The 20,649-nt window shown below is 67.2% G+C and carries 19 protein-coding genes; 7 read left to right on the top strand and 12 right to left on the bottom strand.

The window, feature by feature from the left end; all coding sequences use genetic code 11:
* Positions 1–5 precede the first annotated feature (5 nt).
* From dnaG to rpsU, 4 genes are all read right to left on the bottom strand, one after another.
* Positions 6–1,745: a DNA primase gene (gene dnaG / locus AC5QAB_RS12565; RefSeq protein WP_032957772.1), complete on the bottom strand. Its 1,740-nt coding sequence runs from the start codon at positions 1,743–1,745 to the stop codon at positions 6–8.
* A gap of 61 nt (positions 1,746–1,806) precedes the next feature.
* Complete coding sequence (locus AC5QAB_RS12560; protein WP_032957774.1) at positions 1,807–2,727, bottom strand: YihY/virulence factor BrkB family protein; 921 nt, start codon at positions 2,725–2,727, stop codon at positions 1,807–1,809.
* 105 nt (positions 2,728–2,832) lie between these two features.
* Entirely contained in the window at positions 2,833–3,276 is a 444-nt protein-coding gene (locus tag AC5QAB_RS12555) for a GatB/YqeY domain-containing protein (protein ID WP_014645703.1), read from the bottom strand.
* A gap of 133 nt (positions 3,277–3,409) precedes the next feature.
* Positions 3,410–3,625, bottom strand: a complete 216-nt coding sequence (rpsU, locus tag AC5QAB_RS12550; protein ID WP_002808376.1) for a 30S ribosomal protein S21 — start codon at positions 3,623–3,625, stop codon at positions 3,410–3,412.
* A 166-nt stretch (positions 3,626–3,791) separates the two neighbouring features.
* On the opposite strand from rpsU, the gene tsaD reads away from it, so the two are divergent.
* Positions 3,792–4,817, top strand: coding sequence for a tRNA (adenosine(37)-N6)-threonylcarbamoyltransferase complex transferase subunit TsaD (tsaD, locus tag AC5QAB_RS12545; RefSeq protein ID WP_032957776.1), 1,026 nt, complete (start codon positions 3,792–3,794; stop codon positions 4,815–4,817).
* A gap of 33 nt (positions 4,818–4,850) precedes the next feature.
* On the opposite strand, the gene AC5QAB_RS12540 is transcribed toward tsaD, so the two are convergent.
* Positions 4,851–5,516, bottom strand: coding sequence for a hypothetical protein (locus AC5QAB_RS12540; RefSeq protein ID WP_197561463.1), 666 nt, complete (start codon positions 5,514–5,516; stop codon positions 4,851–4,853).
* 356 nt (positions 5,517–5,872) lie between these two features.
* Here AC5QAB_RS12540 and folB point away from each other — a divergent pair, with 356 nt between their 5' ends.
* The 4 genes from folB to AC5QAB_RS12520 all read left to right on the top strand — a co-directional run bounded on the left by folB (position 5,873) and on the right by AC5QAB_RS12520 (position 10,585).
* Positions 5,873–6,226 carry a dihydroneopterin aldolase gene (folB, locus tag AC5QAB_RS12535; RefSeq protein WP_005407807.1) on the top strand — a complete coding sequence of 118 codons (354 nt, stop codon included), beginning with the start codon at positions 5,873–5,875 and terminating at the stop codon, positions 6,224–6,226.
* A gap of 91 nt (positions 6,227–6,317) precedes the next feature.
* Positions 6,318–7,589, top strand: coding sequence for a mechanosensitive ion channel family protein (locus AC5QAB_RS12530; protein ID WP_046428231.1), 1,272 nt, complete (start codon positions 6,318–6,320; stop codon positions 7,587–7,589).
* A 128-nt stretch (positions 7,590–7,717) separates the two neighbouring features.
* A complete protein-coding gene (locus AC5QAB_RS12525; RefSeq protein WP_197561462.1) occupies positions 7,718–9,892 on the top strand; it encodes a glycoside hydrolase family 3 N-terminal domain-containing protein in 2,175 nt (724 codons plus the stop codon).
* Positions 9,893–10,033: 141 nt separating this feature from the next.
* Positions 10,034–10,585 carry a hypothetical protein gene (locus AC5QAB_RS12520; protein WP_049441418.1) on the top strand — a complete coding sequence of 184 codons (552 nt, stop codon included), beginning with the start codon at positions 10,034–10,036 and terminating at the stop codon, positions 10,583–10,585.
* 111 nt (positions 10,586–10,696) lie between these two features.
* Here the strand turns inward: AC5QAB_RS12520 and AC5QAB_RS12515 are convergent, their stop codons facing one another.
* Positions 10,697–11,863: a PQQ-dependent sugar dehydrogenase gene (locus AC5QAB_RS12515; RefSeq protein WP_164167403.1), complete on the bottom strand. Its 1,167-nt coding sequence runs from the start codon at positions 11,861–11,863 to the stop codon at positions 10,697–10,699.
* 168 nt (positions 11,864–12,031) lie between these two features.
* Between AC5QAB_RS12515 and yiaA the strand changes: the two genes are divergently transcribed.
* Entirely contained in the window at positions 12,032–12,484 is a 453-nt protein-coding gene (gene yiaA / locus AC5QAB_RS12510; protein WP_014645710.1) for an inner membrane protein YiaA, read from the top strand.
* A gap of 107 nt (positions 12,485–12,591) precedes the next feature.
* Here yiaA and AC5QAB_RS12505 read toward each other — a convergent pair whose 3' ends face one another.
* The 6 genes from AC5QAB_RS12505 to AC5QAB_RS12480 all read right to left on the bottom strand — a co-directional run bounded on the left by AC5QAB_RS12505 (position 12,592) and on the right by AC5QAB_RS12480 (position 18,994).
* Positions 12,592–12,915: a hypothetical protein gene (locus tag AC5QAB_RS12505; RefSeq protein ID WP_014645711.1), complete on the bottom strand. Its 324-nt coding sequence runs from the start codon at positions 12,913–12,915 to the stop codon at positions 12,592–12,594.
* 110 nt (positions 12,916–13,025) lie between these two features.
* Complete coding sequence (locus tag AC5QAB_RS12500; RefSeq protein WP_049408363.1) at positions 13,026–14,327, bottom strand: APC family permease; 1,302 nt, start codon at positions 14,325–14,327, stop codon at positions 13,026–13,028.
* Positions 14,324–15,085, bottom strand: a complete 762-nt coding sequence (locus tag AC5QAB_RS12495; protein ID WP_495233425.1) for a L,D-transpeptidase family protein — start codon at positions 15,083–15,085, stop codon at positions 14,324–14,326. The genes AC5QAB_RS12500 and AC5QAB_RS12495 overlap by 4 nt, the downstream gene beginning before the upstream one ends.
* 15 nt (positions 15,086–15,100) lie before the next feature.
* Entirely contained in the window at positions 15,101–15,949 is an 849-nt protein-coding gene (locus tag AC5QAB_RS12490) for a MurR/RpiR family transcriptional regulator (protein WP_495233424.1), read from the bottom strand.
* A 514-nt stretch (positions 15,950–16,463) separates the two neighbouring features.
* On the bottom strand, positions 16,464–17,558 hold the full coding sequence (locus AC5QAB_RS12485) for a dipeptide epimerase (protein WP_014645715.1): 1,095 nt from the start codon (positions 17,556–17,558) through the stop codon (positions 16,464–16,466).
* Complete coding sequence (locus tag AC5QAB_RS12480) at positions 17,555–18,994, bottom strand: SH3 domain-containing protein (RefSeq protein ID WP_197561862.1); 1,440 nt, start codon at positions 18,992–18,994, stop codon at positions 17,555–17,557. Before AC5QAB_RS12480 ends, AC5QAB_RS12485 begins: the two co-directional genes overlap by 4 nt.
* A gap of 132 nt (positions 18,995–19,126) precedes the next feature.
* Between AC5QAB_RS12480 and AC5QAB_RS12475 the strand changes: the two genes are divergently transcribed.
* Positions 19,127–20,599 carry a transglutaminase-like domain-containing protein gene (locus AC5QAB_RS12475; protein WP_069118081.1) on the top strand — a complete coding sequence of 491 codons (1,473 nt, stop codon included), beginning with the start codon at positions 19,127–19,129 and terminating at the stop codon, positions 20,597–20,599.
* Positions 20,600–20,649 lie beyond the last annotated feature (50 nt).

Below are 20,649 nucleotides of genomic sequence, written 5' to 3'. Positions count from 1 at the left end.
TGCCGCTACAGGCGCAGTCCGGCGCGCGCCTTCAGCAGCTCGCGCAGTTCGTACTTGTCAGTATCGTCCAGGCCCTGCTGACGCTGCTTTGCCAACAACTCCTCCAGACGTTGCACCAGCAGCTGTTTCTCCAGCTGTGCCACTGCGTCGTGCAGTTCCTGGGTCCAGCTGGCCTCGGTGCCGGGCAGCGTCTGTGCGGCCAGGGTATGCAGCGAGGCCTGTTCCTCGCGCCCGTCGAAGTGTTCCAGCAGGGCGCCGGTACTGATGTCCGGGCGCTGTTCGACCAGCCCCAGCAGCTCCAGCAGCAGTTCCACGCCGGGCAGGCGCAGGCCCTGGAAGTGGTGCTTGCCGCCCAGCGTCAGCGCCAGCGACGGCTGCTGCAGCAGTACGGCGATCGCGCCGCGCACCAGGCTGCGCTTGGCCACGGGCTGGATCGTCCGCTGCGGCTGGCGTTGCGGCATCGGCGCGCGCGTGGCCTGGGCAGTACCGCCCAGGCCGGTCAGCTGCGCCAGCTGCTGCTTCATCAGGTCGCCAAAGGCGCCGTCGGGAATCTGCGCCAGCATCGGCTTGGCGCGTTCGGCCAGGCGTGCCTTGCCATCGAGCGTGCCCAGGTTGATCTCGCGGGTCAGTTCGTCGAAGAAGAACTGCGACAGCGGCGTAGCCTGCTTCAGGCGCTCGTTGAACGCTTCGGCGCCTTCCTTGCGCACGATGGTGTCCGGGTCTTCGCCATCGGGCAGGAACAGGAAGAAGGCCTGGCGGCCATCCTTCATGCGCGGCAGCACCGACTCCAGCGCCTTCCAGCCGGCGCGGCGGCCGGCGGCGTCGCCGTCGAAGCAGAAGAACACGTCCGGTGCATTGCGGAACAGCAGCTCGGCATGGTCCGGCGTGGTCGCGGTACCCAGCGTTGCCACCGCCTGGGTGACGCCGAACTGGAACAGCGAGACCACGTCCATGTAGCCCTCGACCACGATCAGCCGCTCGATCTTCTGGTTGGCCTGGCGCACCTGCCACAGGCCGTACAGTTCGCGGCCCTTGTGGAACAGCGCGGTCTCGGGCGAGTTGAGGTACTTGGGGCCGTCGTCCTTCTCGAACACGCGGCCGCCGAAGGCGATCACCCGGCCACGGCGGTCGAAGATCGGGAACATCACCCGGTCGCGGAACTTGTCGTAGACGTGGCCGCGGTCGTTCTTGGAGAACAGGCCGGCGCGGTCGAGCAGCTTCATGCGCCGCTCGTCCTTGCCCAGCGCGTCGCGCAGGCCGCTGTAGCCATCCGGCGCGTAGCCGATCTGGAAGCGCGCGCGGTTCTCTTCGTCCACGCCACGGCCATCCAGGTAGCTGCGGGCCTTCTCGCTGCCCTCCAGATTCTTCTGGAAGAACTTGGTCGCCGCGTCCAGCGCCGAGTACAGCTCGCGGCTGTCGTCCTGCTGCTGCGGGCTGCGCGGATTCTCGTTGCGCGGCACTTCCATGCCGGCACGCTTGGCCAGTTCATCCACCGCGTCGAGGAACTCGAGGCGGTCGTAGTTCATCAGGAAGCTGATCGCGGTGCCGTGCGCGCCACAGCCGAAGCAGTGATAGAACTGCTTGGTGGGCGAGACCGTGAACGACGCCGATCGCTCGTCATGGAACGGGCAGCGCGCGGCGTACTCCTTGCCCTGGCGCTTCAACGGCACGCGGCTGCCCACCACCTCGACGATATCGGTGCGGGCGAGCAGGTCGTCGATGAAAGCGTCGGGGATACGGGCCATGGGCAACAGGGCAGGGCGCGGTGCAGGACCACGCGACGGAACCGGGGGCGGTCGGCCTAGTTTACCCCCTGTCGGGCACCTGGCTGGCGGTTGCCGGATCAATGCCGGCTGCGGCCAGGTGATGACGCGCGCGCAGGCGCTCATCGATCACCGCCGTCATCAGGGCGCCAACGAAGAACACGACGGTGGCGTAGTAGATCCAGACCAGCGAGATCACCAGCGCGCCCATCGAGCCGTAGGCACTGCCGGGGGCCACGGTGGCGATGTAGACGCCGATGCCGTAGCGGCCGAGTGCGAACAGTGCGGAGGTGATGACGCCGCCGATGAAGGCCTGGCGCCAGGCCACGCGGCGGTCGGGCAGGTAGTGGTACATGAAGGCGAAGCCGACTGCGTAAAGCAGCAGGCTCGTGACGTACCCCAGCGCGGGCAGGATCGAGGGCAGCTGGGCGAAGGCCACCTGCAGCACCGTGGTGGCCGTCATCGACAGGATCAGCAGGAAGCCCAGGGCCAGCACCACGCCGAACGAGAACACGCGCTTGCGCAGCCAGGCCTTGAGGCCTTCCAGGCGCTCGCCGCTGGTGCGGAAGATCAGGTTCAGTGCGTTCTGCAGTTGGGCGAACACGGCGGTGGCGCCGACGAACAGCAGCAGCGTGCTCCACACACCCGCCAGCGAGCCGACATCCGGCTGGTTGTCGGCGTTCTTCAGAACGGTTTCGGCCACAGTAGCCGCGCTGCTGCCGGCCACCGAGCTGATCTGGTCGATCAGCGCCTGCTGGGCCGGTGGGTACAGCGAGGCGGTCAGCCACAGCAGCAGCACCAGCAACGGTGCCATCGACAGCAGGGCGTAGAAGGAGACGGAAGCTGCCTGGGTCAGCACGTCGACGTCGATGAAGCGCTTGGCCACCGCCATCGGAAAGCTGTCCTGCAGGCGCTTGAGGTACTTGTGCAGGGACACGGGAACGTTGGGCTCGGGTTCAACCATGTGTGCGGTTGTAGCAGGCGACCGACGAAGGTGCGGTGAAGCGGGTGCATCAATGGGGTCAGAGCCCTTCCGCGCTGCGGAAGGGATCCGACCCCAGGTGCTGGATTACGCCAGCAGCTGCTTGACCAGCTTGGAGACCAGGCCCATGTCGGCCTGGCCGGCGAGCTTGGGCTTCAGCGCGCCCATCAGCTTGCCCATGTCGGCCGGGCCGGCGGCACCGGTCTCGGCGATGGCGGCCTGGATGGCGGCCACGATCTCGGCCTCGCCCATCTTGGCCGGCAGGTAGGCTTCGATGACCACGATCTCGGCGCGCTCGATCTCGGCCAGGTCTTCGCGGTTGGCGGCTTCGTACTGGCTGACCGAGTCCTTGCGCTGCTTGACCATCTTGTCGAGCACGGCGATCACGGCGGTGTCGTCCAGCTCGATGCGCTCGTCCACTTCGCGCTGCTTGATGGCAGCGTTGATCAGGCGGATCACGCCCAGCTTGTGCTTCTCGCCCGCCTTCATGGCGGCCTTCATGTCTTCGGTGAGCTGCTGCTTCATGCTCATGAGGAACCTCGTGGTGGTAGGTGGGGCGGGGCGGCTGCCCGAACCCGGAAACGCAAAAAGCCGGCGACGCTCGCGCGTGCCGGCTTCGGCTCCATCGCGACAGGCAGGCCCGCCGCAATGAAGATGCGTCCGATCAGTACAGGCGCTGACGCTTGGTGACGTCGCGCGACGAGCGGCGCAGCTGACGCTTCACAGCAGCGGCGGCCTTGCGCTTGCGCTCCTGGGTCGGCTTTTCGTAGAACTCGCGCTTGCGGGTTTCGGCCAGCACACCGGCCTTTTCGCAAGTGCGCTTGAAGCGGCGAAGAGCAAACTCGAAGGGCTCGTTCTCGCGGACTTTGACGCTGGGCATGGAATCTCCGGGACACAGTAGAACCGGGTCACGCCCGGCGAGCCGCACATTATAGCGGCGAAACGACAAACTGCAAGCGGCCAACCCTGAATACGGGCCGGGGGTTCGAAAGCAGTGAGATCTGCACGTCCCCCGAGGGGGCGGCAGGGGCGTCATAATAGCAGGCATGCGAGTCCTTGGCATCGAATCTTCCTGTGATGAGACCGGCGTGGCGGTGTATGACACCGACCTGGCCGGCAGCGCGGCCCTGCGCGCCCATGCGGTCTACAGCCAGATCGCCCTGCACGCCGAATACGGTGGTGTGGTGCCCGAGCTGGCCAGCCGCGACCATGTCCGCAAGCTGCTGCCACTGGTACGCCAGACCCTGGCCGACGCCGGCCTGGGTGTGGGCGATATCGATGGCGTGGCCTACACCGCCGGTCCCGGCCTGGTCGGCGCGCTGCTGGTGGGCGCTGGCGTGGCGCGTTCGCTGGCCTGGGCGCTGGAGGTGCCGGCCGTGGGCGTACACCATATGGAAGGCCACCTGCTGGCCCCGCTGATGGAAGACGACCCGCCGGAAGCGCCGTTCGTGGCGCTGCTGGTGTCCGGTGGCCACACCCAGCTGGTGGCGGTGGACGCCATCGGCCAGTACCGCCTGCTGGGCGAGACCCTGGACGACGCGGCCGGCGAGGCCTTCGACAAGACCGCCAAGCTGATGGGCCTGCCGTACCCGGGCGGCCCGCAGCTGGCCAGGCTGGCCGAGCAGGGCACGCCGGGCGCGTACCGCTTCGCGCGGCCGATGACCGACCGCCCGGGGCTGGATTTCAGCTTCTCCGGCCTGAAGACCCAGGTCCTGATGGCCTGGCGCGACAGTGACCAGAGCGAGCAGACCCGCGCCGATATCGCCCGGGGCTTTGAGGACGCGGTGGTCGAGACCCTGTCGATCAAGTGCGAGCGCGCACTGGAAGCGGCCGGCACCAACGTGATCGTGGTGGCCGGCGGCGTCGGCGCCAACACGCGCCTGCGCGCCCGCCTGCAGCAGATGGCCGAGCGCCTCGGCGGCCGTGCCTGCTTCCCGCGGCCGGCACTGTGCACCGACAACGGCGCGATGATCGCCTTCGCCGGCGCGCTGCGCCTGCAGGCCGGCCAGCACAGCCCGCCGAAGGTGGATGTGACCCCGCGCTGGGACATGGCGACCCTGCCGGCGGTCTGAGCCGGCGGCGCCGGGCCATGCCCGGCGGACGCATTACCGATGCACTGCCAACGGCGACGCCGCCAGCACGGTTGTCGCCCGCTCATGGCGCTGCAGCCAGCCCAGCGTGTGTGGGCAGCGGGCATGGATCAGCCGCCCGATCGCGGCCAGGTCGGCGCCGAGGTCACGTTCCAGGACCGGCTCGTGGTGGGCGATGCGGTTGCGCAGGTGGCGGATGCGTCCGATATCCGCATGGATGGCTTTCCTGACGGCACTGGGATGAGCAGAGGGAGCATGCTGCAGAACCCTGCTGAGTGCGGGTATCCAAAGCGTGGAGTCGAAGCGACAGGTGAAGAGCTGCTGCCAGAACACCATCGGCAGGTTGGCGACGATCCCGGGTGTATCGGTTACGCGGCTGGCAAGTTGTTCCAGTACCGTGCGCGGAGAAGTACTGGATGAGGTTGGCAGCCTCCGTCGGAAGGCACCATTCCAGGGCCAACGCGGGCCATGCTGCCTGGCGAGCACAGCTGCAGCGGCGTTGCGGGTGACCACTTCGCACAGATGGACCGGCATCATCAGTGCACTGCACATCCGCATGTTCCACAGGTACAGGGATTCGGCTGTGACGTCGGGGCTGCAGCTCGATGCGATTCTCTCGTAAGTAGACAGACGCTCCGCTGACAACGCGCGCCGCAGTACATCGTATGGAGCCATCGTCATGTGCGGTGGTGAAGGAGGATCGATGTTCGCGAGAGTGGGCGGCGGCGACCATCAGGGAACGTCCTTGTCCGCGCGGCTGATTTTCTGCGTTTTGCCTCGGACGAATACCTGACCTGCCCTGTCGGATTTGGCCTTGACCGGCGATCTGGTCCTTGCCTAATCTGCGTGCCTGCGCCACCGGGACTCGCGGCTGGATTCCAGCTCCCCCCGGGGACAAACGGTAGTACCAAAGGGCCCCGCTAGCAGGGCCCTTTGTTTTTTCCGGGCCGCCCCACGCCGGTGGCCCACCGCCCGTTCCGGGCAGGCTCACCGCCGTGCCGTTACCATGGCCGCCTGTATTCGTGCCGGTAAGCGCAATGGACAAGGTTTTCATCGAAGGGCTGACGATCGACGCCCTGATCGGTATCTACGATTGGGAACGACGGATCCGCCAGGACCTGGTGTTCGACCTGGAAATGGGTTTCGACAACCGTCGCCCTGCCGCCACCGATGACATCGCCCACACCCTGAACTACAAGGCGGTGAGCAAGCGCCTGGAACAGTTCGTGCGCGAGTCGGAGTTCGGCCTGGTCGAGACCCTGGCCGAGCGCTGCGCGCAGATCGTGCTGGACGAATTCGACGTGAAGTGGCTGCGCCTGAAGCTGAGCAAGCCGGGCGCAGTGCGCGGCGCGCGCGCGGTGGGCGTGATCATCGAACGCACGCGGGACTGACCCGGTCGTGCCGGCCGTTGGCCGACAACCCCGGTAGTGCCGGCCGCTGGCCGGCAACCTTGGTAACAACGAAACAGACAGGAGACAACTGATGGTGGACGCGGTGGTGGCGGTACAGTGGCTGGAACGGCTGCAGAACACACTGGAACCCTATCCCGGCGCCTACCTGGCGTTGATGATCTCGGCGCTGCTGATCGCCGCTGGCCTGGCCAACTGGGTGACCAAGCGCATCCTGCTGCGCGGGCTGCGGCGGCTGCTGAGCCGCCTTCCGGGCGCTGACACTGGCCGCGGCAGCCACCTGATGCGGGTGATCTCGCGTCTGTCCAATGTGGTGCCCAGCCAGGTGATCGCCTCGGGCATCCGCATCGTGCCGGACCTGCCGCCGGGCCTGGTCAGCTTCATCATCGGCGCCTGCCAGGCGTGGGCGATCCTGACCGTGGTGCTGGCCATCTCGCATGCGCTGGATGCGGCCAACGATCTGTACGAGCGCCGCCCCGAGGCACGCAACAAGCCGATCAAGGGCTACCTGCAGGTCGCCAAGATCGTCCTCTTCGTGATCGCCGGCCTGTCGATCGTCGCTACCCTGGCGGGCGTCGACCTGCGCTATCTGGTCACCGGCCTGGGCGCGGCCACGGCGGTGCTGATGCTGATCTTCCAGGACACCATCCTGTCGCTGGTGGCCAGCGTGCAGATCAGTGGCGATGGCCGCGTGCGCATCGGCGACTGGATCGAGATGCCCAGCCAGAACGCCGACGGCGACGTCATCGACATCGCGCTGCACACCATCACCGTGCAGAACTTCGACAAGACCATCACCACCATCCCGACCAAGAAGCTGGTGACCGAGTCGTTCAAGAACTGGCGCGGCATGCAGGAGGCCGGCGGGCGCCGGATCAAGCGCGCGTTGTACCTGGACCAGCACAGCGTCGGCTTCCTGGACGAGGGCGACCTGGCCTTCCTCGGCGAATTCGCGCTGCTGCGCGACTACCTGCGCGACAAGGAACAGGAACTGGGGCAGTGGAACGGGCGCCTGCGCGAGCAGGGCGTGGCCGAGGTCAACAGCCGCCGCGTGACCAACCTGGGTACGTTCCGGGCCTATGTGGAGCGCTACCTGCGCAGCCACCCGGGCATCCATACCGACATGACCCTGCTGGTACGGCAGCTGCAGCCGACCACCGAGGGCCTGCCGCTGGAGCTCTACTGCTTCACCCGCAGCACTGCCTGGGCCGAGTATGAGGCGGTGCAGTCGGACATCTTCGACCACCTGCTGGCGATCCTGCCGGCCTTCGGCCTGCGGGTGTTCCAGGCGTCCAGCGACGCCATGTTGATGGCCGGGCAGCGCCAGCTGGCCGGCTCGGAGTAAGCTGCGGTGCCCCCGGCGGGGCCATACGGACCCCGCTGGTGGCTGAAACTGAATGAAGAAACCTCTCGCCAAACGGCTCGGGATCGCTAGAATGCCGGGCTTGTAAACGTTTTCATCAAGGACTGCCGGTGGCCTCCGATCGCATCGAATCCCTCATTGCCCAGATGACCGTCGAGGAAAAGGTCGGCCAGCTGGGTGTCTTCGCGGACATGGTCCGCCCGTTCGCCCCGGACGTGAACCCGGAAGCCAACGTGCGCAATGCCGACCAGGTGCTGCAGCAGGTGCGCGAGGGCAAGGTCGGCTCGCTGTTCAATGGTGTGGGCGCCGAACTGGGCCGCCGCATCCAGCAGGTCGCCACCGAGGAGAGCCGCCTGGGCATCCCGGTGATCCTGGCGGCCGACGTCATCCACGGCATGCGCACCGTGTTCCCGATTCCGCTGGGCGAGGCCGCCAGCTTCGAGCCGGACCTGGCCGAGCGCACCGCGCGCGCCACTGCGATCGAAGCCACCGCCGCGGGCCTGCACTGGACCTATGCGCCGGCCGTGGACATCGCCCGCGACCAGCGCTGGGGCCGTGGCGCAGAAGGTGCCGGCGAGGACGTGGTGCTGGGCTGTGCCTTTGCCGCCGCCCGCGTGCGCGGCTTCCAGGGCAGCGACCTGCGTGCGGCCGATTCGCTGCTGGCCACGCCCAAGCACTTCGCCGCCTACGGCGCGGTGATGGCCGGCATGGAATACAACATGGTGGACATCTCGCCGCAGACCCTGCGCGACGTGCACCTGCCGCCGTTCAAGGCCGCCTTCGATGCCGGCGCGATCACCGTGATGTCCTCGTTCAATGACATCAATGGCGTGCCGGCCAGTGCCAATGCCGAACTGCTGACCGACATCCTTCGCGGCGAATGGAAGTTCCCGGGCGTGGTGATCTCCGACTATACCGCCGACATGGAACTGGTCGCGCACGGCTATGCCGCCGATGACCGCGATGCCACGGCCAAGGCGTTCACCGCCGGCCTGGACCTGAGCATGCAGAGTGGCTTCTATGCCGAGCACCTGCCCGGCCTGGTCGAGAGCGGCGAGGTGCCGATGGCGGTGCTGGATGAGGGCGTGCGCCGCATCCTGTGGCTGAAGGAGACCATCGGCCTGTTCGACGACCCGTACCGTTCGCTGGACCCGGCGCGCGAAGCGGATACCTCGCACATTGCCGCGCATGACGAACTGTCGCGCGATGCCGCGCGGCGTTCGATCGTGCTGCTGAACAACCGTGACAACGTGCTGCCGCTGCAGAAAACCGGGCAGAAGATCGCGCTGATCGGCCCGTTCGTGCAGGACCGCGAGAACATCGAAGGCTGCTGGACGCTGTTCGGCGACAAGCAGCGTTACGTGGACCTGGAAACCGGCGTGCGTGCCGCCATCGGCGACGAAGCGCTGCTGGAAATCGTGCCGGGCTGCGAACTGGAAGCCGCGATTCCGGGCGGCACGGAAGCCGCTGTGGCGGCCGCACTGCGTGCCGACGTGGTGGTGCTGGCGCTGGGCGAACCGCAGCGCTACAGCGGCGAAGCACAGTCGCGCGTGGAGATCACCCTGCCGCCGGCACAGCAGGCGCTGGCCGAGGCCGTGGCGATGACCGGCAAGCCGCTGGTGGTGCTGCTGCGCAATGGCCGCGCGCTGGCATTGCAGGGCGCAGTGCGCAATGCGCAGGCCGTGGCGGTGACCTGGTACCTGGGCACGCAGACCGGCCATGCCGTGGCCGATGTACTGTTCGGTGACTACAGCCCGTCCGGCCGCCTGCCGGTCAGCTTCCCGCAGGTGTCCGGCCAGCAGCCGTACTTCTACAACCACCCGCGCACCGGCCGTCCGGAACTGCCGACCATGTCGGAGTTCAAGGCGCGCTGGCGCGAGATTCCCAATGAACCGCTGTACCCGTTCGGCCATGGCATCGGCTACACCACCTTCGCCTACGGCGTGCCGCAGCTGAGCACGGCACAGCTCGGCTGGGACGACACCCTGACCATCACCACCGTGCTGACCAACACCGGCCGCGTGGCGGGCGAGGAAGTGGTGCAGCTGTACATCCACGATCGCGTGGCCAGCCGCGTGCGTCCGGTGCGTGAACTGAAGGACTTCCGCAAGGTGGCGTTGCAGCCGGGCGAGTCAGCCGAAGTGGTGTTCACCTTGACCCGCGAGCAACTGGCCTTCACCGGCCGCGACGGCGTGCTGCGTGCCGAGCCGGGCCAGTTCGACCTGTGGGTCTGTGCCTCGTCGGCCGCCGGCGAAGCGGTGCAGTTCGAGCTGCTGAAGGCCTGATCGAAAAAAAGGGGACGAAAAAAGGGGACGGAGGGGATTAAGTCGTTTGTGCACAAACGACTTAATCCCCTCCGTCCCCTTTTTTGTGGTCCTCACTGTGGCGGCGCTACCATCGGGCCTCCTGTTCGATGGAGTGCGCGCATGCGCCGGATGGCCTACCTGATTCCCGCCCTGCTGCTGGCGGCCTGTTCGCAGCCGGCGCCGCCGGCCGAGCCTGCAGCGGATGCGCCGCCGCCGATGGAGGCCAGTGCTGCTTCGACGCCTGCGGCTGAACCGGCGGCGCCGGCTGCCGAAGCCGCCGCTGCACCTGCCGCACCGGCAGCCGAGGTGTCCGCCGAGGATGCGCGTGCGCGCATCGAGTCGCTGCTCGGCGATGCCGCGCAGTTCGAAAAGGTCTTCAATGCGTTCAAGGCCGCCGTGGTCGGCGGTGATCGCGCTGCGGTGGTCGAGGAAGTGCGATTCCCCTTGAACATCAGCGGCGGAAAGAAGATCTCCGGCCCCGGAGAGTTCCAGCGCAACTACGAGAAGATCATCACGCCAGAGGTGGTCAAGGCGGTGTCCGAGCAGGACTTCGGCAAGGTGTTCGTCAACCAGCAGGGCGTGATGATCGGCAGCGGCCAGGTGTGGTTGAGCGGCCAGTGCCTGGACCAGGCCTGCACGAAGACCGAGGTGAAGGTCATCACCATCCAATGAATGCAGACGGCCCCGCGTGCGGGGCCGTTTGGCAAGGGTAGTGCCGGCCGCTGGCCGGCAACCGCAGGATGCCGGAAGGATCCAGGGTGCCGGCCAGCGGCCGGCACTACCTCAGGTCTTCGGCATGAGCTTCAGCAGGCGCGCCTTGCTGCCGTCTTCCAGCAGCCACAGCGCGCCGTCCGGGCCCTGTTCCACTTCGCGGATGCGCTCGCCCATGTTGAAGCGCTCGGCTTCGCGCGCGCTGTCGCCATCGAAGGCCACGCGCACCAGCGAGGTGGACGACAGGCCACCGATGAAGCCGCTGCCCTTCCACTGCGGGAACAAGGCGCCGCTGTAGATCACGAAGCCGGCCGGCGAGATCACCGGCGTCCAGGTCACCTTCGGCGCGGCGAATTCCGGGCGCGTGTCGTGGTCGGGAATCGGCCGGCCGTCGTAATGGTCACCGTTGGAAACGATCGGGTAGCCGTAGTTGGCGCCACGCACGATCAGGTTCAGTTCGTCGCCGCCGGCCGGGCCCATCTCGTGCGCCCACAGCTTGCCGTTGGCATCGAAGGCCATGCCGAGGATGTTGCGGTGGCCCAGCGACCACACCTGTGCGGCCACCCCGCCCTGCGACGCGAACGGATTGTCGGCGGGCAGGCTGCCATCGTCGTTGAGGCGGATGATCTTGCCGAGGTTGCTGCCCATGTCCTGGGCCGGATCGAACTTCTGGCGCTCGCTGGAGCTGATCCACAGCTTGCCGTCCGGGCCGAAGGCGAGGCGATGCCCGTAGTGACCCTCACCGCTGACCTTGGGGCTCTGCCGCCAGATCACCTTCAGGTCCTTCAGCTGGCCACCGCCGTTGGCATCCAGTGCCAGCGTGGCCCGGGCCACCGCGGCACCGCGGGTATCCAGCGTGCCTTCCTCGGCATAGCTGACGTAAACGACATGATTCCGGGCGAAATCCGGGTGCAGGATGATGTCGCCGAAACCACCCTGGCCAGCATAGGCGACCTTCGGAACGCCGGTGATCTCGTGCTTCTGGCCGCTGGCCGGGTCCAGGTGCTGGAGCTTGCCGCGCTTTTCGGTGACCAGCAGGCTGCCGTCGGGCAGGAAGGTCATCGCCCAGGGCTGGTCGAAGCGGCTGACTTCGGTGGCGGTGAACGGGCGCTGGTCGGTGGCGGCAGAGGCCGCTGTGGCGGTCTGCGCACCGTTGGCGGCCGGATCGGCAGCATTGCAGGCGGAGGTGGCAAGGATCGGCACGAGGCCGAGGGCGAGCAGCAGGGGCGTGCGGGTCATGGGTATCTCCAGTGCGGGGATGCGGATGGCCGGGCTGTCCCTTGTATACCACCGGCGCCGTGAGCGTCGTGGCCCGAAGGTCCTGCGCCCCCTGTGCGAGCGCGGCGGGATCGTCTAGGGTGGGCACGCCCGGGCAAAGCGTGCCCGCCTGCCTGCCAAGGACCTGCAATGAACACTGCCATGCCCCACAAGCCGTCCACCGCCTTCATCGCCGCCTCCTGGGTGGCCCTGCTGCTGGGGGCGGCGGCGTACCTGATCGGCCTGTTCAACGCCACGATGGCGCTCAACGAGAAGGGCTACTATCTGACCCTGCTGCTGTTCGGCCTGTTCGCGGCGGTGTCGCTGCAGAAGAGCGTGCGCGACCGCGTCGAAGGCATTCCGGTGAGTGGCCTGTACTACGCGCTGTGCTGGTTCGCGCTGCTGTCGGCGCTGATGCTGCTGCTGGTCGGCCTGTGGAATGCCACGCTGGCGCCGAGTGAGAAGGGCTTCTATGGCATGGCGTATGCGCTGTCGCTGTTCGGCGCGGTGGCGGTGCAGAAGAACACCCGCGACCTGATCGCTGCCGGTGGGGGCGAGAGCAAGCGCAGCGCGATCGTGCCGCCGCTGCCGGAACAGGAGTGATCGATCCGATGTAGAGCCGGGCCATGCTCGGCTCAGTCGAGCGTGGCTCGACGTTACAGACGAGGTGCGAGAGCCGAGCGTAGGCTCGGCTCTACAGAAGCCTGGCGCTATCGTGCCAGCCGCGGATCCGCCAGCTGTGCCTCCTCCCAGCCACGACGCACCGCATTGCGTGCCTGCGCCCAGTCCAGGCGGCTGCGGCCGCGTTCGTTGGCCCAGCGTGATTCGAGCTCGGCCTCGACCTGTTCATAGGCGCGGATCATGTCCTGTGCACGCGCGGCGTGGCCGATGCGATAGGCCGGCTCGTAGTCCTCGAAGAACAGCTGGTCGTCGTAGTACGGCTCGGCCGTGTAGCGTTCGCGCCAGTAGTTGCTGATCGCGTCGCGCGGCGTGCTGTCGTCCGGTACGCGGCCGGGGATCTGGTACTCGGTCATGGAAGGCTCCGTTGTGGACGTAGCCCGATCGTGCCTGTGTGGCGGTTAACGGCCCGGTCCGGCAGCGTGATCACCAGATCAATCCGCCGGGTATGGCGCGGCGCTATCGGTCATCCGGCATCGGTATCTTTTCGCGGCAGCGTGTAGATCACCGCGCCGATGGCGAACGCCACCAGCGCAGCAGCGATGTTCTGCCAGCTGGCACTGGCGAACAGCGCCAGGCACAGCAGCAGCGCCAGCACCGGAATCAACGGCCCACCGGGCAGCTTCAACGCGCCCGGGCGGTCGGCGTAGCGCTTGGCCAGTACCAGGACTGCTGCGGCAGTGCCGATGTAGGCGAACAGGCGCGTCGTCATCGACAGCAGGGCCAGCTGCACGAACGAACCGGACAGGGCCAGGCCGAGCGCGATCAGGCCCTGGCAGAGGATCGACGCGGCCGGGGTGTGGAAGCGTGGATGCACCTGGGCCAGGATCTTCGGGCCGTAGCCATCGCGGGCCAGTGCGAACAGGAAGCGTGGGCCCATCATCATCGTGTTGCTGTTGGTGCCGAGGATGGAGATGGTGGCACCGACGGTCAGGACCAGCGCCAGTGCTTCGCCACCGAAACCGGCGGCGGCATCGGCCAGCGGGGTGGCCGAACTGGACAGGCCGGCCAGCGTTCCCTGCGCCACCACCTGCACCGCGCCGTAGATGACGGTGACGGTGATGATCATGGTGATCAGGGCGAACGGAATATCGCGGCGCGGATTGCGGTACTCGCCGGCGGCGGCCGGGATGTTCTCGAAGCCCGCGTAGGCGTAAAGCAGCAGCAAGGCGGCTTCGCCCATGCGCTGCAGGTCATGCGGGTCCGGGCGTTGGCCGGAGAAGGCCAGCTGTGGGTCGATGTAGAACGCACCGATGGCCACGAACAGCAGCAGCGGCAGCATCTTGCCGATCACCAGCACCACGCCGGTACGCGCGGCCGAGCGCACGCCGATGATGTTGATGCCGGTGAGGAAGCCCAGCGATACCACGATCACCGCGATGCGGCCCAGGCCGGCATCGGCCCACGGCCAGAAACGCGCAACCGCGTCGGCCAGCGCGTTGCTGAGCGCAGCGGCCGAGCTGATGCGGGTCAGCCAGATCATCCAGCCGATCTCGAAACCGGCGAAGCGCCCGAACGCCTCGCGTGCATACAGGTAGCTGCCGCCGGGTTCATCGAAGTAGCTGGCGGCCTGCGCATAGCACAGCACCAGCAAGGCCACGACGATGCCGGCGGCGACCACGCCCCACAGGCTGAAGGGGCCGAGCAGGGCGACGGTGGCGGCCGGCAGCAGGTAGATGCCGCTGCCGATCACATCGTTGATCGACAGGCCGACGATCTGCCAGCGGCTGACCGCGCGTTGCAGCTGCGGTTCGTCCTGCGTGCTCAACGGGGGTCTCCGGCCAGCGCGGGCAGTTGCCACTGCGCCTGCAGGCGCTTGTACTCCGCGCGCGGCAGGAGCACGAAACGCGGCGCGTCCTGCGGCCGCAGCCAGTCCAGCAGTGCCTGCATGCGTTCCTGCGGCATGGCCGTGCAGCCGGCGGTGGCTTCGCCGGGCTGGCGCCACAGATGGGCGAAGATGCAGCTGCCCTTGCCGGGCTGGTTGTCCGGGTTGTGGGCGATGACGAAGCCTTCCCGGTAGCGCACGTCGCCCTTGTTGTGCAGGTCCAGCCGCATCGGCTCGGTGGAGCCCTTGACCGCTGCATTGCCGACCTTCTTTTCATCAACGATGCGGTTGTAGAACGGCGAACCGGGTACGTCCATGCAGTAGCTGCTGTCCAGCATCGGCTGGTAGGGCATGGCGGTGCCGCGGCGGATGACGGCATAGCCGAACGCACTGCCGAGCGCGAATATGCCGGCCGGGCTGCGGCCATCCCCTTCCTGCTTCTGCGGGCCATCGGCCTGTGCCGGATGCAGGCCCAGGCCCCAGGCGCTGCCGGTGCGACCGAGCGCGACCGGGAACGCCTGTCCGTGCGTGTGCCAGCCCTGGCCGTCGCGCACATAGGCCTGCAGCTGCCCCTGGGTGCTGTCCCAGCCATCGCTGGTGACCACGATCAGCTGGCGCGCGCCATCCAGCGGCGCCGCGTGAATAGACACCGCCGCAGCAAGCAGCAGTGCGGTGGTGGCAAGGCGGACCAGCGATCTCATCAACGTGCGCTCCGGTCAGGAATCCAGCAGGTGGTCGATCCGCTCCAGGTTCACCGCAAGCTGCTGCTGGCGATCCGGATTGGTGTGGCAGAGCAGCACGAACAGGAAATCGAGCAGGGCGTGCATGGCGCTACGGTACAGCAGCTGCGCGACCTGTGGCGTGCGGTCGTGGGCGCAGACCGCCAGTGCCGCATCCGCATGCGCGCGCAGCGGGTTGGCGGTGTGGCGGGTGATGGAAATCACCTTGCCACCCATGTCCTGGAACTGCCGCGACAACTGTGAAAGCTGGGGCAGGTTGCCGAACTCGGAGAACATCAGCAGCGCATCGCCGGGGCGTGCGGCCGAGAGGTTGGCCAGCATCAGGATCGGATCGGTATGCGGCACCACCAGCAGTCCGAGCAGCGACAGCCGCATGGCGAACTCGCGGGCATACAGGCCGTCGTCACCCAGGCCGTAGACGAACAGTTTGGGCGCACCGTCGAGCAGCTGCACGATGCGCTCGATCTCCCCGCGTGGATTGGCCTGGCGTGTTTCCTCCTCGGCCTGCGCCTTGCTACGGCGCAGGGCGTCGCCCAGGCGCAGGTAGTCATCGCCGCTGTCGGGTTCGTCGGGCGCCTGCTGCGGATCGGCACCGGCGCGGGCCACGTCCTGGCCGATGGAGTACTTCAGGTCCGGGTAGCCCTTGAAGCCAAGCTTCTGGCTGAACTTCACCACGCTGGACTGGCTGATGCCGAGCGCGCTGGCCAGCTGCTGGGACGAGTAGTCGCGCAGCAGGTGGGCGTTGTCGAGGATGAAGTCGGCGATGCGGCGCTCGATGGCCGACATCTGCCCACGCTCGGTGCGGATCTTCAGCAGGGGCGGCATGCGGGGTGTCCGGGGGTCTGCAAAGGCGTTGCGGTTGGCCGCATAAAGCGAATTATGGGGTGGGTCGGGCGGGTGGGGATTGCGGGGGACGCCGCAAGTACGTCGGTGTAGGCTTGGCCGCCGCATCCATGCGGCGGACACCCCCGCAAGCCCCACCCGCCCGACCCTGGACACATCGCGCGCGTGCCAGCCGCGAAGGGATTACGGGGTAGGGCAAAAACAAGCGCTTCCACGCGTGGCGTGGATCTACTGGGTGCAGCTGTTGCATTGGACGTTGAGTCCGCCTTGTAGCGAGCCGAGCACCGCAGGTCCGGCGAGGGCGAAGAGGCGCGGGTGTCTGAGCGTAGCGAGTTCCCGCGCCGTCCCTCGACGGGCCGAGGAGCGCAGGGAACCGGTGCGTAGCACCGGCTCGCGGCCGGCGGAGCGTTTCTTTTGGTTACTTTTCTTTTCGCGAAAAGAAAAGTAACGCGCGACCCAGCGTCAGAGGCAGGCAACGTCAGCCGCAAGGCAGAAATCAACCCAGCATCTCCAGCCCGCGCACTTCGGTGATGCCCAGCCCCGGCACGTCGCTGATGCTGATCTCCGATTCGTTGAAATGCACGCCGCCGCTGACCGGATCGAACTGGCCCAGCGAGGGGCCGTCCAGATCGACCTTGGTGATCACATCGCTCTTGGCCACGGCCAGGTGCACGGCGGCGGCCACGCTGATGCTCGATTCGATCATGCAGCCGATCATGCACGGCACGCCGTAGATGCCGGCAATGTCGGCGATGCGGATCGCGTTGGACAGGCCGCCGGTCTTCATCAGCTTGATGTTGATGATGTCGGCCGCGCGCTGCTGGATCAGGTCCATCACCTGGCTCGGGCTGAACACGCTTTCGTCGGCCATCACCGGCGTGTTGACGCGGTCGGTGACGTACTTCAGGCCGCTGATGTCGGCCGCTTTCACCGGCTGCTCCAGCAGTTCAAGCACCACGCCGGCGTCTTCCAGGGTACGCATCGCATGCACCGCCTGCTTGGCGGTCCAGCCCTGGTTGGCGTCCAGGCGCAGCAGGGCGCGGCCTTCCACGGCGGCATGGATCGCCTTGACCCGTTCGATGTCCAGGCCGATGTCCTTGCCGACCTTGATCTTCAGCGACTCGAAGCCGCGTTCGATTGCCGACAGCGAGTCGGCCACCATCTTGTCGATGTAGTCCACGCTGATGGTGATGTCGGTGGTGATCACCGGGTCGCCACCACCGAGCATCTGGTACAGCGGGGCGCCGTGCAGCTGCGCCCACAGGTCGTACAGCGCGATCTCCACCGCCGCCTTGGCGCTGGTGTTGCGCTCCATCGCGGTCTGCACCAGCGTGCACAGGTGGTTGAGGTTGACCACGTCCTGGCCGATCAGGCGCGGGGCGATGAAGTGGCGGATCGCTTCGATGATCGAGCCGTGCGTATCGCCGGTGATCACGGCGGTGGCCGGGGCTTCACCATAGCCGGTGTTGCCGGTGTCGGTGCGGATCAGCACCACCACGTCTTCCACGGTTTCCACCGTGCGCAGGGCGGTCTTGAACGGTGTCTTCAACGGCACGCGCAGCATGCCCAGTTCGATGGCGGTGATCTTCATTCAGGAGTCTTGGCCCGCAGGCGCTGGATGTTGGTGATGCGGTCGATGTAGCGGACGGTATCGCTGGCCATCATCGGCTCCAGCGGCGTGACCGAAACACCATTGAGATGGGCCTGCACGCGCGTGCCGTCGGCACCGAACCAGCTGCCGCCCGCCGTATCGTGGATCACCCACGTACGACCGTCGACGTGGCCGATGGCCATCATCACGTGGCCGGGGATGTAGACCAGATCGCCGACCTTCAGGTCGGTGACGGCACGGTCGCGCAGTGCCTTGCCGTCCTTGCCGGTGAACGGCAGGCGATCCAGCGCCGGGCTGACCGCCTGTGCACTGGTATTGCGTGGCAGCAGCACGCCGAAGCTGCGGTAGATCTCGGAGACGAAACCGCTGCAGTCGCGGGTGTCGTAGTCGTGGCCCCAACCGTAGCGCTCGCCGAGGAACTTGAAGGCCTGCTGCAGCAACAGGCGCGGGGTCAGGGCCAGGTAGTCGGCGGCGGTGTCCTGCGAGCGCGGCAGCAGGGCCGGTACCAGTTTCAGGCGACCATCTGCCTCGCGTACCGGCAGCTGCACCACCCACGATGCGTGCGCCTGCTGGCCGTTCACCGGTTCTGACGCGGGCCAGTCGGCCAGCACCGGCAGGCGCACGCCCATGTCCAGCTGCAGGCGCGAGACACGCGGTTCTTCCGGGGTGTAGGCGGTCTGCGCGGTGGCACCGGTGATGATCCGGTAGGGTCCCTTCGCGCCGTAGCCGAGCACCGTGGCCTTGTCGCCGCTGGCGATGGCGTCGGCTTCGATCCACGCGCTGTAGCGCTCGCTGTGCACGAACAGCCAGCGGCCGTCGGCACTGCGGTGGACCACGGCGACCTTGTCGCCGGGGAACAGTGCCGATTCCTGGAAGCGGTCGATGTCGGTGTCACCGACGGTGCTGAAGACGCGCTCGCGGGTGGGGAAGGTGCGCAGTGCGGCACGCTTCACCACCAGCCCGTAGGCCGGTGCCACCTGGGCGGGGATTGCATCAAGGCCGAGGTTGGCTTCGATCGCGCTGCGCAGGACCGGCGCGATGGGCGTGCCCTTGTCGCTATAGAGGGTGCGCGTGGGCCAGCTCGACAGCGCGGTGATGCTGGCACGCACCGTCGCCGCATCAAGCTGGGCTGGCAGCGCCGCGATGTCGCGGATATGGCTGTCCTGCGCCCGCATCCGTGCGTTCTGCGCCTCGATCTGCGCGCGATCCAGGATCGGCGCATCGGCGTTGTCCAGACGCGCCGCCCAGTACTGCGGCGTCAGGTAGGCCTCGTGCAGGCCGATCACATAGGGCAGCGGTGCGCCGGGATCGGGCGCCGGGGCGGCCTGTGCAAAGGCCGGTGCGGCCAGCAGGCACAGGGCCAGGGTCAAGCGGCGCGGCCAATGCCGGTGCCGTTCGCGGGAAGCCAGGCTCATGCGGTGCACACCCTCCTCGAATGCCTTGTGGAATATTTATTCCTTTCGGCATCGAAAGCAAGAATAAATTATTGACCGGCATCCCGGCCCGTGTTACACAGCCGTTACCACCCGCGCTGGGGAAGTGTCGCTGTGGATCCTGCCATTCGCAAACCGCGTCTGCCTGCTGCTGCCGGCCTGTGTGCCGCGCTGCTGCTGTGGGTGTCGGTCACGCAGGCGGCAGACGGGCGCAGCAGCCAGCAGCGTGCGCGCCAGGCGCAGGTGATCGACCTGATCGACGGCGGCCGCTTCAGCGACGCCGATGCGTTGCTGGCGACAGGGAGCGATGCTGCCGAAGGCGCGTTCCAGCGTGAGCGCATGCGCCGCATCCGCCTGGATCTTTCCCTCGACGAAACCGCCGCCAAGTCTGCCGTGCGCCGCTGGATTCCCGACCTGACCGACGAGGAATTCGCGCGCTGGGACCAGCTTGGCCTGATCGAGCATCTCGATATCGATGGCGAGCGTTGGTACTTCAAGCGCGCACCGTCGAACCTGTTCCTGCTCAGCGACGAAGCACGCGCACGCCGCCGTGCGGATGCACCGATGCCGCCTCCAGGACCCAACGAAGTGCTCAACGCGCACCACACGCGCGTGGTCGCCGCGGCCGAACAGAGTGGCCGGGCGTCGGTGCTGCCGCAGCGTATCGAATTCACCCAATCGCTCACGGTGAAGGCCGATGCCGTGCCGGCCGGCGAAACCGTGCGTGCCTGGATTCCGTACCCACGCGAGATCCCCGGCCAGCAGGAGCAGGTGCAGTGGCTGGGCAGCAGCCCAGGCAAGGCGCGGGTGGCACCGGCCAGCACCTTGCAACGCACGGCCTATCTGGAGGCCAAAGCGGTGGCCGGGCAGCCGACCCGCTTCGAGATCCGCTACGCGGTCACGATCTTCGCCCGGCACACCGCGATCGACCCGGCCGTGGTGCAACCGGCCCCGGCCGATACGGCGTTGAAGCCGTATCTGGCCGAGCAGCTGCCGCATGTGCGCTTCACCCCTGCGTTGAAGCTGTTCTCCGACCAGGTGCTGCAGGGCGAGACGCGCCCATATGAAGTGGTGCGCAAGCTGTTTGCTGCGGTCGACCGTATTCCCTGGGCCGGTGCGCGCGAATATTCCACGCTCAGCAACATCAGCGATTACGCGCTGCGTTCCGGCCATGCCGATTGCGGGCAGCAGACCCTGCTGCTGATCGCGCTGCTGCGCCTGAACGGCATTCCCGCGCGCTGGCAGTCGGGCATGGTGTTCTCCGACGACGGCAGTGGCTACAACAACCTGCATGACTGGGGACAGGTCTACCTGGCGCCGTATGGCTGGCTGCCGATGGACGTGACCACCGGCGCACTGGCCAGCGATGTGCCGGCCTTGCGCAACTTCTACCTGGGTGGCCTCGATGGCTACCGCATCGCCTTCAACGATGATTTCGGCCAGCCCCTCGTGCCGGCCAAGCAGCACTTCCGCTCGGAAACGGTCGACTCGCAGCGCGGCGAGGCCGAGTGGGCAGGCGGCAACCTGTACTTCGACCAATGGAGCTACGACTTCCAGTGGCGGGTACTGCCAGCCAGGCAACGCTAGCGCGACACATCGCATTCCACACCATTCAATTCTTGCAGGAGAGAGCAGGG

This window comes from Stenotrophomonas sp. YJH_SMC_127, from assembly GCF_059372445.1.
Note: the sequence above shows the minus strand (reverse complement) of the source record. Positions and strands in the feature narration are given on the sequence as shown.

Coding starts and splice junctions, on each gene's coding strand:
- dnaG (WP_032957772.1), bottom strand. CDS start 1,745: ATGGCCCGTATCCCCGACGCTTTCATCGACGACCTGCTCGCCCGCACC.
- AC5QAB_RS12560 (WP_032957774.1), bottom strand. CDS start 2,727: ATGGTTGAACCCGAGCCCAACGTTCCCGTGTCCCTGCACAAGTACCTC.
- AC5QAB_RS12555 (WP_014645703.1), bottom strand. CDS start 3,276: ATGAGCATGAAGCAGCAGCTCACCGAAGACATGAAGGCCGCCATGAAG.
- rpsU (WP_002808376.1), bottom strand. CDS start 3,625: ATGCCCAGCGTCAAAGTCCGCGAGAACGAGCCCTTCGAGTTTGCTCTT.
- tsaD (WP_032957776.1), top strand. CDS start 3,792: ATGCGAGTCCTTGGCATCGAATCTTCCTGTGATGAGACCGGCGTGGCG.
- AC5QAB_RS12540 (WP_197561463.1), bottom strand. CDS start 5,516: ATGACGATGGCTCCATACGATGTACTGCGGCGCGCGTTGTCAGCGGAG.
- folB (WP_005407807.1), top strand. CDS start 5,873: ATGGACAAGGTTTTCATCGAAGGGCTGACGATCGACGCCCTGATCGGT.
- AC5QAB_RS12530 (WP_046428231.1), top strand. CDS start 6,318: ATGGTGGACGCGGTGGTGGCGGTACAGTGGCTGGAACGGCTGCAGAAC.
- AC5QAB_RS12520 (WP_049441418.1), top strand. CDS start 10,034: ATGCGCCGGATGGCCTACCTGATTCCCGCCCTGCTGCTGGCGGCCTGT.
- AC5QAB_RS12515 (WP_164167403.1), bottom strand. CDS start 11,863: ATGACCCGCACGCCCCTGCTGCTCGCCCTCGGCCTCGTGCCGATCCTT.
- yiaA (WP_014645710.1), top strand. CDS start 12,032: ATGAACACTGCCATGCCCCACAAGCCGTCCACCGCCTTCATCGCCGCC.
- AC5QAB_RS12505 (WP_014645711.1), bottom strand. CDS start 12,915: ATGACCGAGTACCAGATCCCCGGCCGCGTACCGGACGACAGCACGCCG.
- AC5QAB_RS12495 (WP_495233425.1), bottom strand. CDS start 15,085: ATGAGATCGCTGGTCCGCCTTGCCACCACCGCACTGCTGCTTGCTGCG.
- AC5QAB_RS12490 (WP_495233424.1), bottom strand. CDS start 15,949: ATGCCGCCCCTGCTGAAGATCCGCACCGAGCGTGGGCAGATGTCGGCC.
- AC5QAB_RS12485 (WP_014645715.1), bottom strand. CDS start 17,558: ATGAAGATCACCGCCATCGAACTGGGCATGCTGCGCGTGCCGTTGAAG.
- AC5QAB_RS12480 (WP_197561862.1), bottom strand. CDS start 18,994: ATGAGCCTGGCTTCCCGCGAACGGCACCGGCATTGGCCGCGCCGCTTG.